The sequence below is a fragment of the Micromonospora sp. C41 genome, assembly GCF_018070485.1.
In the GTDB taxonomy this organism is placed as follows: Bacteria; Actinomycetota; Actinomycetes; order Mycobacteriales; family Micromonosporaceae; genus Micromonospora; species Micromonospora chalcea.
Genome location: NZ_JAGPXP010000025.1, coordinates 62,390 through 76,607 on the forward strand (window position 1 = coordinate 62,390; position 14,218 = coordinate 76,607).

The window sequence follows — 14,218 nt, forward strand, 5'->3', positions numbered from 1 at the left end:
TCAGCGGGGCCGGGCCTCGGCCAGCAGGGTGGTGGCGGCGGCGCACTGCGCGCACGGGGTGAAGCCCAGGCCGACCGCCTCGGCGACCGGAACGGGCTCGTCCTCCCGGCCCACCAGATGCGGGCAGCCGGGCAGGTGGAAGCGGGGGTGGCCGTCGACCACCAGGACCTCGCCGGGCAGCCGCACCAGCCGGGCCACCTGCCCGGCGGAGAGGTACTCGGCCGGCGGGTCGCCGTCGAACGCATCGCCCGGCGCGGGCGAGGTGGGCCGCGTGGCGTCCGAGGCGCGCTGGCCGGGCGGCGAGTAGGGCGTCGGTTCCGCGTCGGTCACCGGCTCGGCGGCGACGCGTTCGTACGACTCGGCGGTCGCCGGCTCGTAAGGCGCGGTGTACGGATCGGCGTCGAACGGATCGGCCGGTGGTGAGTACGCGGCGAGCGGCGGGGTGTCGTCCGGTTCGGTCACCGGCGACCCGGGCGGTTGCCGCCACCCGGATCCGCCGGCGTCGACCGTGGACGTGTGGTGCGGGACCGGGCTCACCGGGTCGTCCGGAGACGGGACGGTGTGCGCGGTCCGGGTACGCGGCCCGGTCGCCCGGCCGGCCGTGGCCCGCGCCGCGGCCGCCTGGCGGGCGAACGCGACGAAGACGACGGCGGACAGGACGCTGGCCGCGATCGAGACGATGAGCAGGAGGCTGGATCCGCCGGCGAGCCCGGCGACCAGCAGCACGACCGCGACGACGATGAGCAGGATGCTGGCGGCTACCACGGCTCACCCCCGGCCGCGTCGTGTCGGTCTGGGCGGTCGGTGGCCGTCACGGGGACGGCCACCGACGCGGGATCAGCGGCCGGACTCGAGCGAGCCGGCGCCGCGGCCACCGCCGTAGGAGCCGGCGAGGCCGGCCGCGGCGAGACCGTTGCTGCCGGCGGCACGGGTGCCCTCGGCGCGGTTCATCTCCACCTCGAGGCCCTGGCCGCGACCGTCGAGGTCACGCAGCTGGCTCTCCAGGTACGCCTTGAGCCGGGTGCGGTACTCGCGCTCGAACTGCTTGAGCTCCTCGATGTGCTTCTGCAGCGCGGTGCGCTTGGCGTCCAGGCCGCCCATGGCCTCCTGGTGCCGCTGGCGGGCGTCCCGCTCCAGGGCGTCGGCCTTGGCGCGCGCCTCCCGGGTGACCTCCTCGGCCTTCGAACGGGCCTCGGAGAGCAGCTGGTCGGCCTCGCGACGGGCGTCGGAGACGTGGTCGTCGGCGGTGCGCTGGGCCATCATGAGCACCCGCAGCGCCTGCTGCTCGCCGTCCCCGGTCACCCCGGCCGGGCCGCCCTGCGTGCGGACCTGCTCCAGCTCGGCCTGCATCGCGCGGGCCGCCTGCTCGGCGGCCGCCTTGTCGCGCTGCACCCGGTCGAGCTGGGCCTTGACGTCGTTGAGCTCCGCCGCGAGGCGGGCGTCACCGCCGGGGCCGGCGGGAGCGCCACCCCGACCGCCGCGCTCCACCTGGGCGCGCAGCTCGTTGTTCTCCTCGATCAGACGGGCCAGCTCGCGCTCGACCTCGTCCAGGAAGGCGTCGACCTCCTCCTCGTCATACCCCCGCTTGCCGATCGGCGGCTTTTTGAAGGCGACGTTGTGAACGTCGGCCGGGGTCAGCGGCATCGAAACTCCTCGGGTCAGTTGCGGCCGCGAAAGCGCTCTGGTCAGGCAAACGCGAAGATCAGGCGCCTAAACACGAACTCCATCAGCACGAACAGGATAACCAGGAGCACAAGGGAGGCCAGGTCGATGCTCACGGTACCAATTCGCAGTGGCGGGATCACACGCCTCAACGCTCGCAGGGGCGGATCAGTGACGCTCCACACGACTTCCAGTCCCGCCGACGCTCCCCGGCCCGGTTGCCAGCGGCGACCATAGGCCAGCACCGCCCCCATAACAAATCGCGCCAAAAGGACAATTAGGAAGATGTACAGCAGCAGGTAGAGCACCTGGAACAGGATCGACAACACGGCAGGCGACGTCCCTCGGTCATGTGGGTCAGCTCAGGCTGAAGAAGCCGCCCTCAGCGATCTTGGCCTTGTCCTCCGCGGTGACCTGGACGTTGGCCGGTGAGAGCAGGAACACCCGGTTGGTCACGCGCTCGATCGTACCGCGCAGGCCGAACGCGAGCCCGGCGGCGAAGTCGACAAGGCGGCGGGCGTCCGCCTCGTCCATCTCGGTGAGATTGATGATCACCGGGACGCCGTCCCGGAAGTGCTCGCCGATGGTCCGCGCCTCGCGGTAGGTGGTCGGGTGCAGCGTGGTGATCTGGTAGCGCTGCTCGTCCTCCGGCGCCACCCGCTCCCGCTCGCGCGGCTGGGCCTGCGGCGCGAGCGCGAGATTGTCCCGCGTGTGATAGGTCAGGGCGCCCGAGGTCTCGCCGGCGGAGGACCGGGTGATCGACCGGACGCTGGAGCGCTCGACCCGCTCCGGGCGCTCCACGTCGCCCCGGTCGGTGTCGACCGACCGGCTGGAGGCGCGCTCGGACAGCCGGCCCCGGTCGCTGAGGCGGGACCGCGTCGCCGGCGGCTCGTCGGCCTCGTCGTCGTCCTCGTCGGCGAACTCCTCGGCGTACCGGCTCGACCGGTAGCGCGACGAGTCCCGGTAGCCACCCTTGTCGTAGCCACCGTCCTCGTACGCCCGCTCGTCGTCCTCCTCGACCAGACCGAGCCAGACCCCCGCCTTGCGCAGTGCACCCATCCCCGCGCCCTTCCGTCCGCCGTGCGGCACGCGCCCCCGTGCCGTGTCGCTTGATCACGAGTGGACGATCATGCCCACCGGACCGGATCGGCAATCCCCTGACGTGCGGTTCGCGGTCCGCCCGTCACGGCCCCCGGCTACGGGGACGCCGTCCTGAACAACACTGATGTAATTTGCTTCCGTCGTGGTGAGGCTACCGCAGCGCAGGGCGCATTCCGAGCAACGCGCTGCCGACACGGACATGTGTCGCGCCGTGCCCGATCGCGCTCTCCAGGTCGCCGCTCATCCCCGCCGACAGCACCGTGGCGCCCGGATGGTCGGCCCGCAGCGCCGCCGCCACCTCGGCCAGCCGGGCGAACGCCCGGTCCGGCTCCCAGCCCAGCGGCGCCACCGCCATCAGCCCGGCCAGCCGCAGCGCGTCCGCGCCGGCCACCGCGGCGGCCACCGGGCCGAGCCCCCGCTGCGGATCGGCAGCACCCGGCAGCGCCCCGCCCCGGGCCGGATCGCCGTCGATGCTCACCTGCACCAGCACGTCCAGCGGCCGGTCCCGGACCGCGCCCGCGGCGGCGTCCAGCGCGGCGGCCAGCCGGACGCTGTCCACCGACTGGACCACGTCGGCGTACCGGACCACCGACCGGGCCTTGTTGCGCTGCAACTGGCCGATGAAGTGCCAGCGCGGCGCGGCGCCGGCTTCGGCCACCGCCTCCGCCTTCGGCGCCGCCTCCTGGTCCCGGTTCTCCCCCACGTCGGTCACGCCCAGCCCGGCCAGCGCCACCACGTCCGACGCCGGGTACGTCTTGGTCACCGCGACCAGGGTCACCGCGTCCCGCTGCCGCCCGGCCGCCGCGCAGGCGTCGGCGATGCGGGCCCGGACCCGGGCCAGCCCGGCCGCCAGCTCGGCGCGCCGCTCGGGCCGCACCGCCGTCTGTGACTCCGTCATCGGCGCGGCTCAGGACCCGTTCTTGAGGAAGTCCGGCACATCGACGTCGTCGAAGAGCACCCGCCGCGACGGCTGCTGCGGCGCCGGCATGGTGGCCGGCGGGCTCACCGGCGCGTTCGGCTGGGCCGGCGGGTTCTGGTTGCTCTTGCGCGGCGGCTCGACCGCCTTGTACGCGGGCGCGCCCCCGTCGAAGCCCGCCGCGATCACGGTGACCCGCACCTCGTCGCCGAGCGCGTCGTCGATGACCGCGCCGAAGATGATGTTCGCGTCCGGGTGGGCCGCGTCGGTGACCAGCTGCGCCGCGTCGTTGATCTCGAACAGGCCGAGGTCCGACCCGCCGGCGATGGACAGCAGCACACCGCGCGCGCCGTCCATGCTCTGCTCCAGCAGCGGGCTGGAGATGGCCGCCTCGGCCGCCTCCACGGCGCGGTTCTCGCCCCGGGCGCTGCCGATGCCCATGAGCGCGCTGCCCGCGCCGCTCATCACGCTCTTCACGTCGGCGAAGTCCAGGTTGATCAGACCCGGCGTGGTGATCAGGTCGGTGATGCCCTGGACACCGGAGAGAAGCACCTGGTCCGCCGTGCGGAACGCGTCCATCATGGAGATGTTGCGGTCACCGAGCGCGAGCAGCCGGTCGTTCGGGATCACGATGAGCGTGTCGCACTGGTTGCGCAGCTCCTCGATGCCCGCCTCGGCCTGGACCTGCCGGCGCTTGCCCTCGAACGAGAACGGCCGGGTCACCACGCCGATGGTGAGCGCGCCGAGCTTGCGGGCGATGTTCGCCACGACCGGCGCGCCGCCGGTGCCGGTGCCGCCGCCCTCGCCGCAGGTCACGAACACCATGTCGGCGCCCTTGAGGACCTCCTCGATCTCGTCGCGGTGGTCCTCGGCGGCGTTCTTGCCGACGTCCGGGTTGGCGCCCGCGCCCAGTCCCCGGGTCAGCTCCCGGCCCACGTCGAGCTTGACGTCGGCGTCGCTCATCAGCAACGCCTGCGCGTCGGTGTTGATCGCGATGAACTCGACGCCCTTGAGCCCAACCTCGATCATCCGGTTGACGGCGTTGACTCCGCCGCCCCCGATGCCGACGACCTTGATGACCGCCAGGTAGTTGTGCGGAGGTGTCATCTCCGGTCCTTTCCCTTCGAGATTGGCATGGGCCGACCCCACACGGCTTGGCCGGATCAGCGGCCTCCGACGGCTGAACCCTCACCCTCTACTAGAGGCTTAGAGTTATGTCAACCACTGATCTCTTCGGGGCAACGTATGCGCCGCCGCGCCAGGAGCCAAGGACCTGTTCCGGCGTGTCGCGACCGAGCGACAGGGGACACAGCGTCCGCTCGCTGAGCCGCCGGTCACTCGAACGTGACCACGTCCGGCGCGCTGACGTCGATCCGGTCCGCCTTGCGGCTCAGCAACGCGGTCGCCACGGTGGACTTGTCCGCGCCCCGGGAGGCGTCGCCCCAGAACACCTGACGCTCGCCGCGCAGCTGCAACGTGATCCGGGCCAGGCCGGCCACGTCCACCGCGACCAGCTCCGCGCGCAGCTTCTCCCCCAGCGCGGCGAGCACCGCCAGCCCGGCCCGCGTACCCGGATCGTCCGGGCCCGGCCGGGCCACCTTGACCAGCGGCAACCCCTCCGGCGCCCGGTCCAGGCGCTGGAAGACCACGCCCGAGCCGTCCACCACCACGAACCCGTCGCCCTGCGGCACCGCCGCCACCGCGGTGCGCTCCCGCACCCGGATCACCAGCGTGCCCGGCCACTCCCGCTCGACCGTGGCGCTCGCCACCGGCGGCAGCGTGCCGACCTTGCGCGCGGTCGCGTCCAGGTCCACCCGGGCCAGCGGCGCGTTGTCCGGCACCGCGGCGGCGTCGCGGATCTGCACCGGGGTGACCAGCCGCGCGCCGACCACCCGCACCTCGCGCACGCCGAACAGACCGGTGCCGAGCACCGTCCACGCCACCAGGCCCGCGACGGCGAGCACCGCGGCTGCGACCGCCCACGGCAGCGCGGCCCGCATCCGCCGCTGCCGGGCCCGGGCCATGAACCGGCGGGTCGACGGCGGCACGGCGTCCGCGTTGGCCCGCACAAGCTGCCAGCGCCGCACCGGGCTGCGCCGGCCACCTCCGCCGTCCGGGCCGGGGGTACGGCCGCGGGCCGGACCGGGACTCATCCGGCGCTGGCCGCCGCGCCGTCCGGGCCGACGCCGGCGTCCAGCCCCGTGCCGCCGGAGCGGGCCAGCAGGGCGTCGAGCAACTGGTCACCCATCAGCGAGATCGGCGGCGCGCCCATGGTCACCACCACGTCGCCGGCCCGGGCCCGGCGGGCCACCTCGGCCGGCACGTCGTCCCACGCCTCGACGAACACCTTGCGCTCGTCCGGCAGCGGCACGTCCTGGATCAGCGCGGCCGAGCCCTCGCCGGGGCGGCGCGTCTCGCCGGGGCCGAACACCTCCAGCAGCACCACCTCGTCGGCGATGCCGAGGGCGGCGGCGATCTCCGCCTGGTTGTCCCGGGTCCGGTAGAGCCGGTACGGCTGGAACACCACGATCAGCCGGCCGTCGCCGGCCACCTCACGCAGCGTCTGCAACGCCAACGTCATCGAGGTCGGGTGGTAGGCGTACTCGTCGTAGACCAGCACGCCGTCGGCGACGCCCTTGCGCTCGAAGCGGCGCCGCACGCCGGGGAACGCGCCGAGCGCGGCCTCCGCCGCCGGGACCGGCAGCTCCAGCAGGTACGCGGCGAGCACCGCGGCGGCGCTGTTGAGCGCCATGTGCCGCCCCGGTACGGGCAGCCGGAACTCGCCGAACGCCCGACCCTCGATCTCGGCCTGGTAGCGCACCCCGTGCGCGGACGAGACGACGTCGCTCATCCGCAGGTCCGCGTCGGCGGACTCGCCGTACGTCCAGACCCGGCGGCCCTCGGCGCGCAGTGTCTCGGCCAGCCGCCGCCCGCCCGGGTCGTCGGCGCAGGTGACCACGAAGCCCGCCGGGTCGGTGAGCCGGGCGAACTCGGCGAACGCCGCCTCCAGCGTGGCCAGGTCGCCGTAGGTGTTGAGGTGATCCGCCTCGATGTTCGTGATGATCGACACGAACGGGCGGTAGATGAGGAAGGAGCGGTCGCTCTCGTCCGCCTCGACCACGAAGTGCTCGCCGGTCCCGTGGTGCGCGCCGGAGCCGACCTCGGAGATCTCGCCGCCGATCACGAAGGACGGATCGGTGCCGGCCTGCTGGAGCACCATGGTGACCATCGAGGTGGTGGACGTCTTGCCGTGGGTGCCCGCCACCGCCACCGTACGGCGGCCGGTCATCGCCGCGGCGAGCGCCTCGGACCGGTGCAGCACCCGCAGGCCCCGCCGGCGCGCCTCCACCATCTCCAGGTGGTCCTGCGGGATCGCCGAGGAGTAGACGACCGTGTCCACGCCGTCGAGGTTGGACGCCTCGTGGGTGGAGTGGATGGTGCCGCCGAGCGCCCGCAGGCCGGCCAGCGACGGCCACTCCCGCAGCTCGCTGCCGGAGACCGGCAGACCCCGGGTGAGGAACAGCCGGGCCAGCCCGGCCATCCCGACCCCGCCCACGCCGATCAGATGGATCCGGCCCAGGTCCTCCGCCGTCATGGTGCCGGCGGGCGTGAACTGCGCGGTGTTCATCAGACGTACCTTCCCGTCGCGGTTTCCCTCATCAGCGGGCCACCGCCTCGTAGACGAAGTTCAGCAGCGCCACGTCGCCGTCGCGGCGGCCGTAGCCGGCTGCCGCCTGGCTCATCGCCCAGAGCCGCTGCGGGTCCCGGATCAGCGGGATCACCGTCCGCTCCACCCAGGCCGGGGTCATCTCGGCGTCGTCGACCAGCAGACCGCCGCCCGCCTCCACCACCGGCAGCGCGTTGCGCTTCTGCTCCTGGTTGCTGTGCGGGTAGGGCACGTAGACGGTGGGCAGTCCGATCGCGGCCACCTCGGCGCAGGTCATCGCGCCGCCCCGGGCCAGCATCAGATCGGCGGCGGCGTAGCCCAGCTCCATCTCGGACAGGTACGGCAGCGTGACGTACGGCACCGGCAGGTCGGTGGGCACCGAGACCGGCTCGTTGCGGGCGCCGATGACGTGCAGCACCTGCACGCCGTTGCGGGCCAGCTCCTTCGCCGCGCCGGACACGGCCAGGTTGATCGAGCGGGCGCCCTGCGAGCCACCGGCGACGAACAGCACCGGCAGGTCGGGACGGAGTCCGAAGTGGGCGCGGGCGGCGTCACGCAGGGCGGCCCGGTCCAGCCCGGCGATGCCCCGGCGCAGCGGCACGCCCACCACCCGGGCGTCGCGCAACGCCTCGGCCTGGGCCGGCTGGTGCGGGAAACCCACCGCGACGTTCTTGGTGAACTTCATCCCGAGCCGGTTCGCCACGCCCGGCGGCACGTTCACCTCGTGGATGACGATCGGCAGCTCCCGCCGCCACGCGGCCAGGTAGCCGGGCACCGAGACGTACCCGCCGAAGCCGACCACGGCGTCGGCCTGGACCTCGTCGATCACCTTGCCCGCGGCGCGGGCCGCCTTCCACATCCGGTCCGGGGTGCGCACCAGGCTCATGTTCACCGACCGGGGAAGCTGGTACGCCGGGATCTGCCGCAGGTCGTAGCCGGCCGGCGGGATCAGCTCGTTCTCCAGCCCCTTCGGTGTGCCCAGACAGGTGATCCGGACGCTCGGGTCGTGTCGGCGCAGGCAGTCGGCGAAGGCGAGCAGCGGGTAGATGTGCCCGCCCGTACCCCCTCCGCAGAGCACCACCGAACGCAGCGGACCCATCAGCGTCTCCTCTCGCTCGCCGCGCCGGTGCGCGCCCGGTCGGACCGGGCGCCGCGGGGCGCGGCCTGATCGTCCTGCCGCCGCTGCCGGGACCGGGGCACGGACCCTCGGTCGGCCGGCGGCGACGCCGGCTTGCGGCGCCGGCCGGGAAGCGGCGGCAACGGGGCCCACACTAGTCGGACCCATCGGGCGGGCGGACGGGCATGCAGCGCTCGCGCGGCGTCCGGCTCGGCGCGGGCGAACGAGGCGAGCATGCCGACCGCGGCGAGCGTCACCACCAGGGCGCTGCCGCCGTCGGAGATGAACGGCAGCGGTACGCCGGTCAGCGGCAGCAGCCCGGTCACGCCACCGATGTTGATGACGGCCTGGCCGACCAGCCAGGCGGTCACGCCGGCGGCGGCGAGCCGGCGGAACGGGTCCTCGACCCGGCGGGCGATGCGCAGCCCGGTGTACGCGAGCACGGCGAACAGCACCAGGATCACGGTGCAGCCGACCACGCCCAGTTCCTCCGCGACGATGGCGAAGATGAAGTCGTTGTGCGCCTCGGGGAGCCAGTTCCACTTCAGCGAGCTCTGGCCCAGGCCGACGCCGAACCAGCCGCCGTTGCCGATCGCGTAGCGGGCCTGCACGAGCTGGTAGCAGTTCGGCAGCTCCTGCTCGAAACACGTGCGCGGGGAGGGCGGGTCGAGCCACATGGTGAGGCGGCCGAGCCGGTAGTTGTCGGCGCCCCGGGAGCCGGAGCCGGCGCCGAGCGAGGCCGCGGCCACCAGCAGGCCGATGCCGGCCAGGCCGATCGCGGTGAGCGCGGCGAAGACCCGGGTCCGTACGCCCGCCGCCCAGAGCATGCCGACCACGAGCGCGAGCAGGCACAGCATGCTGCCCAGGTCGTTGTAGCCGACCAGCACGAACAGCAGGCCCACCACCGGGAACAGCGGCGTGGCCAGTTCCTTCCACCAGCCCAGCACCGCGCCCTTGCGGGCCAGCACGTGCGCCGCCCACAGCACCAGCGCGAACTTCGCCACCTCGACCGGTTGCAGCGAGATCGGGCCGAGCGAGAGTGAGAGGAGTTCGGCCCGCAACGGCCCGATCGACGTCACCCCGAACAGCGAGCCCATCGCGACGAGCAGGTTGAGCAGGAGCAGCAGCGCGACCGCCACCCCCAGCGCCGGGCGGCTGACCGCCCGGAACGTGCGCGCGGGCAGCCGCTGGCAGGCCCAGAACGCGCCGATGCCGATCACCGCGAACACGGCCTGCTTGGTCAGCGACGCGGACGCGTCGCCGCCCTCGGCGAAGTCCTTCACGCTGGTCGCGGAGAAGACCATGGTGAGGCCGATCAGCAGCAGCAGTCCGACGCTGGACAGCAGCAGGTAGTACGAGGCCAGCGGCCGGGCCAGCAGGCCACGCAGCGCGGCCAGCCCACCGGCCGGATCCCAGCGCGCCGCCGGCGGTTCGACCGGAGGCGTGGCCGCCGGCGCACGCCGGGCCGGCGGGTCGCTGGTCACCTGGATGTCTCGTCCCTCCCCCACAGGCCCATCATTGCCGCTCGCCCCGCCCGCCCGTGGCGCAACCGCCCGGTCGGCGTGTCGGATCTGAAGGAAGGGCCCCTTATTAACAGACGTCTGTTAATAAGGGGCCCTTCCTTACACCTAGCTGACCGCGGCGAGGAACTCGCTGTAGAACAGGCCCAGCGCGATGGCCACGCCGATGCCGGCGATGATCCAGAACCGGACCACGATGTTGACCTCGCTCCAGCCGGCCAGCTCGAAGTGGTGCTGCAACGGCGACATCCGGAACACCCGCTTGCCGGTGGTACGGAACGAGATGATCTGGATGACCACCGACATCGTGATGATCACGAACAGGCCGCCCAGGATCGGCAGCAGCAGGATCGTGCGGGTGGACATCGCCATGCCGGCGATCAGGCCGCCCAGCCCGAGCGCGCCGGTGTCACCCATGAAGATCCGCGCCGGGGACGTGTTCCACCACAGGAAGCCCACGCAGGCGCCCGCCGCCGCGCCGGCGATCAGCGCGATCTCCAGCGGGTCGCGCACGGTGTAGCAGTACGCCTCGGTGTAGTTCGGGTCGGCGCACCAGTGCCGGTACTGCCAGAACGCGATGAGCGCGTACGCCGCGAGCACCATCACCGAGGCGCCGGTGGCCAGGCCGTCCAGGCCGTCGGTGAGGTTGACGCCGTTGGTGGCGGCCATGACCACCATGATGATGACGATCACCGAGCCGATCTTGCCGATCTCCAGCGCCGGGATGTCCCGGATGAAGCTCAGCGTGGTGCTGGCCACCGTCTCGGTGTTCGTCGCGTTGCCGCCGGCGTCGGTCATGCTCGACGGGAAGTAGACCGCCACCGCGCCGAAGACCGCGCCGACCAGGATCTGCCCGGCCAGCTTGCCCCGCTTGTTGAGGCCGCCGCTGTGCCGCTTGCGCACCTTCAGGAAGTCGTCGATGAAGCCGACCGCGCCGGAGAACACCATCAGCCCCAGCAGCACCAGCGCCGTGATCGTCGGCTCGACCTGGGCGATCTGCGCGTCCGGCAGCGTGGTCAGGGCCAGGTGCCCGGCGACGTACGCGATGACAGTGGCCAGGATGAAGACCACGCCGCCCATCGTCGGCGTGCCCTTCTTGCCCTCGTTGCTGGCGAGCCCGAGGTTCGACCGGATCGGCTGGCCGGCCTTCAGCCGGGCGAACACCTTGATCGCGATCGGGGTGCAGAACAGCGAGATCAGGAACGCGACCCCGATGGCGACGATGACCGCCCTCATGCGGCGCCGCCCTCCGTCGCACCCTCGCGGGCGTCCGCGCGCAGCGCGTCGGCCACCTCCCAGGTCCGGTACCGGGAGCCCTTCACCAGCACCACGTCTCCCGGACGCAGCTCGCTCCGCAGCACCTCGACGGCCGCCGCCTGATCGCTGAGCAGCACCGACTCTCCTCCCCAATTGCCTACCGCTGTCGCGCCCTCGTGGATCGGCGCCGCCGGCTCGCCCACCACGAGCAGCCGGTCCACTCCCAGCTCGGCCGCGAGCCGGCCGACCTGCTGATGCCCCTGAAGTTCGAAGTCACCCAGCTCGGCCATGTAGCCGAGCACCGCGACCGTACGCCCCTCGCCGCGCATGCTGGCCAACGCCCGCAGCGCCACGCCGGTGGAGGCCGGGTTCGCGTTGTACGAGTCGTCGATCACGGTCACCCCGTCGGGGCGCTCGAAGACGTCCATCCGCCGGGTGGAGACCAGGCCCAGCTCGTTCAGCGCCGCCGCCAGGTCGGGCAGCGGCAGGCCCAGCTCGCGCCCGACCGACGCCGCGGCGAGCGAGTTGGAGACCTGGTGCCGGCCGGTCAGCCCGAGCCGCACCGGCGCGCTCCCCTCCGGGGTGACAAGCGTGTACGAGGGCCGGCCCCGGCCGTCGAGCGTCACGTCCACGGCGCGCACGTCGGCGCGCTCCGACTCGCCGTACCGCACCACCCGGGCCTGCGTACGCGTCGACATCGCGTCCACCCGCGGGTCGTCGGCGTTGAGCACCGCCAGCCCGTCGGAGGGCAGCGCCTCGACCAGCTCCCCCTTGGCCAGCGCGATGGCCTCCACCGAGCCGAACTCGCCCAGGTGCGCCACGCCGACGTTGAGCACCACCGAGATCCGGGGCGGCACCACGTCGCACAGGTACCGGACGTGCCCCACCCCGCGGGCACCCTTCTCCATCACCAGGAAGCGGGTCTCCGGGGTGGCCTGCAGCGCCGTGTACGGGTGCCCCAGCTCGTTGTTGAACGAGCCGGGCGGGGCCACCGTCGGGCCGAGCCGGACCGCGACCTGGGCGATCAGGTCCTTGGTGGTGGTCTTGCCGGACGAGCCGGTCAGCCCGATCACGGTCAGGCCGGGCAGCCGGTCGACGACGGCGCGGGCCAGCCGGCCCATCGCGTCGAGCGCGTCGCCGACGAGCACCATCGGCACGCCCGGCACCTCCCGGGTGCCGAGCACCGCCACCGCGCCCGAGGAGGTCGCGCCGGCCGCGTAGTCGTGGCCGTCCACCCGCTCGCCGGGGAAGGCCACGAACAGGCCGCCCCGGCTCACCTTGCGGGAGTCGAACTCGACGGTGCCGGTGACCCGGGCGTCCGGGTCGGCGCCGACGAGCCGGCCGTCGACGGCGGTGGCCACCTCGGCCAGCGTCAGCGGGATCACCGCTGACCCACCAGGTCACCGAAGCGGGCGCGCAGCGCCGCCGCCAGCTCCACCCGGTCGTCGAACGGCAGCACCTCGCCGCCGATCTCCTGGCCGCGTTCCTGGCCCTTGCCCAGCACCGCCACCACGTCACCCGGTTCGGCCACCCGGACCGCCTCCTCGATCGCCGCCCGCCGCCCGGGCACCTCGATGACGCGGGCCGGGGTCGCGGCGGCGTACGCGCCGGCCAGCACCTCGGCCCGGATCGCGGCCGGGTCCTCGGTCCGCGGGTTGTCGTCGGTCACCAGCACCACGTCGGCGCCGCGCGCGGCCACGCCGCCCATCACCGGCCGCTTGCCCCGGTCCCGGTCGCCGCCGGCGCCCAGCACGCAGATCAGCCGGCCGCCGGTCAGGTCGCGCAGCGCGGTCAGCACCGCCTCGATCGCGTTGGCCTTGTGCGCGTAGTCGACCACCCCGCGTACCGGGGCGTCGCCGCTGACCAGTTCCAGCCGCCCGGGCACGCCGCCGCAGGCGGCCACGCCGCGCGCCGCGGTCTCCGCGTCCACCCCGACGGCGACCAGGAGCGCGACGGCCAGCAGCGCGTTCGCCACGTTGTGCCGGCCGGGCAGCGCCACGCCGGTGGGCAGCGCGAGCCCGTCCGGCCCGTGCAGGGTGAAGCGCTGCGCGTACCCCTCGCCGTCGATGCCCTCGGCCCACCAGGTGGCGTCCGGGTCGCCGGCCGCCGAGTAGGTGACCGTGCCCGGCTTGTACAGCGGGCGCAGCGCCGGGTCGTCGTGGTTGAGCACCTCGACCCGGCAGCGGCCGTCGAACAGCCGGGCCTTGGCCGCGAAGTAGTCCGCCTCGTCGGCGTGGAAGTCCAGGTGGTCGGAGCCGAAGTTGGTGTAGCCGCCGACGTCGAAGCGGACGCCGCCGACGCGGCCCATCGCCAGGGCGTGGCTGGACACCTCCATGACCACGGTGTCCACCCCGTGCTCGCGGGCCACCGCGAGCATGGCGTGCAGGTCGGTGGCCTCCGGGGTGGTCCGGACGCTGTCGATCACCAGGTCGCCGAGGCGGGTCTCCACGGTGCCGATCAGGCCGGTGACGCGCCCGGCGGCGCGCAGCCCGGACTCGACCAGGTAGCTGGTGGACGTCTTGCCGGCGGTGCCGGTCACGCCGATCACGGTCAGGCCGGCGGTCGGGTCGCCGTAGACCGTGGCGGCCACCTCGCCGAGCGCCTCGCGCGGGTCGTCGACGACGAGCACGGGCAGGCCGGCGCCGGCGGCCAGCGCCACGCCGGCCGGGTCGGTGAGCAGGGCCACCGCGCCCGCCTCGGCGGCGGCGGCGGCGAACTCCGCGCCGTGGCGCCGCGCGCCGGGCAGGGCCGCGTACAGGTCGCCGGGGCGGACCTCCTGGCTGGCGTGGGTCACGCCGGTGACAGCCAGCTCGGCGGCCCCCTCCGGCGGGGTCACCGCCACGCGGGCGGCGAGGTCGCCGAGCCGTACGGGACGCACGGTGGCGGGACGTGGATTGCCGGGCACGGCGTCAGACCCTACCCGGTCGTCCGGTTCCGACCGCACAGCCGCCCCGGTGGTTCGTCGCCACTCACCGATG

General features: G+C 73.6%; 13 protein-coding genes. All 13 read right to left on the bottom strand.

Annotated features, from left to right (window positions below; genetic code table 11):
- The 13 genes from KBX43_RS23730 to KBX43_RS23790 all read right to left on the bottom strand — a co-directional run bounded on the left by KBX43_RS23730 (nt 1) and on the right by KBX43_RS23790 (nt 14,184).
- Nucleotides 1-537, bottom strand: coding sequence for a hypothetical protein (locus KBX43_RS23730; protein ID WP_374226017.1), 537 nt, complete (start codon nt 535-537; stop codon nt 1-3).
- Nucleotides 538-837: 300 nt separating this feature from the next.
- Entirely contained in the window at nt 838-1,644 is an 807-nt protein-coding gene (locus KBX43_RS23735) for a DivIVA domain-containing protein (protein WP_043329484.1), read from the bottom strand.
- Nucleotides 1,645-1,685: 41 nt separating this feature from the next.
- A complete protein-coding gene (locus KBX43_RS23740) occupies nt 1,686-1,991 on the bottom strand; it encodes a YggT family protein (RefSeq protein WP_030500249.1) in 306 nt (101 codons plus the stop codon).
- Between the two features lie 28 nt (nt 1,992-2,019).
- On the bottom strand, nt 2,020-2,721 hold the full coding sequence (locus tag KBX43_RS23745; RefSeq protein WP_043329483.1) for a cell division protein SepF: 702 nt from the start codon (nt 2,719-2,721) through the stop codon (nt 2,020-2,022).
- Between the two features lie 193 nt (nt 2,722-2,914).
- A complete protein-coding gene (locus tag KBX43_RS23750) occupies nt 2,915-3,661 on the bottom strand; it encodes a YggS family pyridoxal phosphate-dependent enzyme (protein ID WP_210887211.1) in 747 nt (248 codons plus the stop codon).
- A gap of 9 nt (nt 3,662-3,670) precedes the next feature.
- Entirely contained in the window at nt 3,671-4,786 is a 1,116-nt protein-coding gene (gene ftsZ, locus KBX43_RS23755; RefSeq protein WP_030500246.1) for a cell division protein FtsZ, read from the bottom strand.
- A gap of 227 nt (nt 4,787-5,013) precedes the next feature.
- Entirely contained in the window at nt 5,014-5,832 is an 819-nt protein-coding gene (locus KBX43_RS23760) for a cell division protein FtsQ/DivIB (protein WP_210887213.1), read from the bottom strand.
- Nucleotides 5,829-7,307: a UDP-N-acetylmuramate--L-alanine ligase gene (murC, locus tag KBX43_RS23765; RefSeq protein ID WP_210887216.1), complete on the bottom strand. Its 1,479-nt coding sequence runs from the start codon at nt 7,305-7,307 to the stop codon at nt 5,829-5,831. Before murC ends, KBX43_RS23760 begins: the two co-directional genes overlap by 4 nt.
- Nucleotides 7,308-7,338: 31 nt before the next feature.
- Nucleotides 7,339-8,445: an undecaprenyldiphospho-muramoylpentapeptide beta-N-acetylglucosaminyltransferase gene (gene murG / locus KBX43_RS23770; RefSeq protein WP_043329477.1), complete on the bottom strand. Its 1,107-nt coding sequence runs from the start codon at nt 8,443-8,445 to the stop codon at nt 7,339-7,341.
- Complete coding sequence (locus KBX43_RS23775) at nt 8,445-9,860, bottom strand: FtsW/RodA/SpoVE family cell cycle protein (protein ID WP_176722845.1); 1,416 nt, start codon at nt 9,858-9,860, stop codon at nt 8,445-8,447. Before KBX43_RS23775 ends, murG begins: the two co-directional genes overlap by 1 nt.
- 231 nt (nt 9,861-10,091) lie before the next feature.
- Complete coding sequence (gene mraY / locus KBX43_RS23780; protein ID WP_043329473.1) at nt 10,092-11,219, bottom strand: phospho-N-acetylmuramoyl-pentapeptide-transferase; 1,128 nt, start codon at nt 11,217-11,219, stop codon at nt 10,092-10,094.
- A complete protein-coding gene (murF, locus tag KBX43_RS23785; RefSeq protein ID WP_210887219.1) occupies nt 11,216-12,625 on the bottom strand; it encodes a UDP-N-acetylmuramoyl-tripeptide--D-alanyl-D-alanine ligase in 1,410 nt (469 codons plus the stop codon). The genes mraY and murF overlap by 4 nt, the downstream gene beginning before the upstream one ends.
- Nucleotides 12,622-14,184, bottom strand: coding sequence for a UDP-N-acetylmuramoyl-L-alanyl-D-glutamate--2,6-diaminopimelate ligase (locus KBX43_RS23790; RefSeq protein WP_210887221.1), 1,563 nt, complete (start codon nt 14,182-14,184; stop codon nt 12,622-12,624). Before KBX43_RS23790 ends, murF begins: the two co-directional genes overlap by 4 nt.
- Between the last annotated feature and the right edge of the window lie 34 nt (nt 14,185-14,218).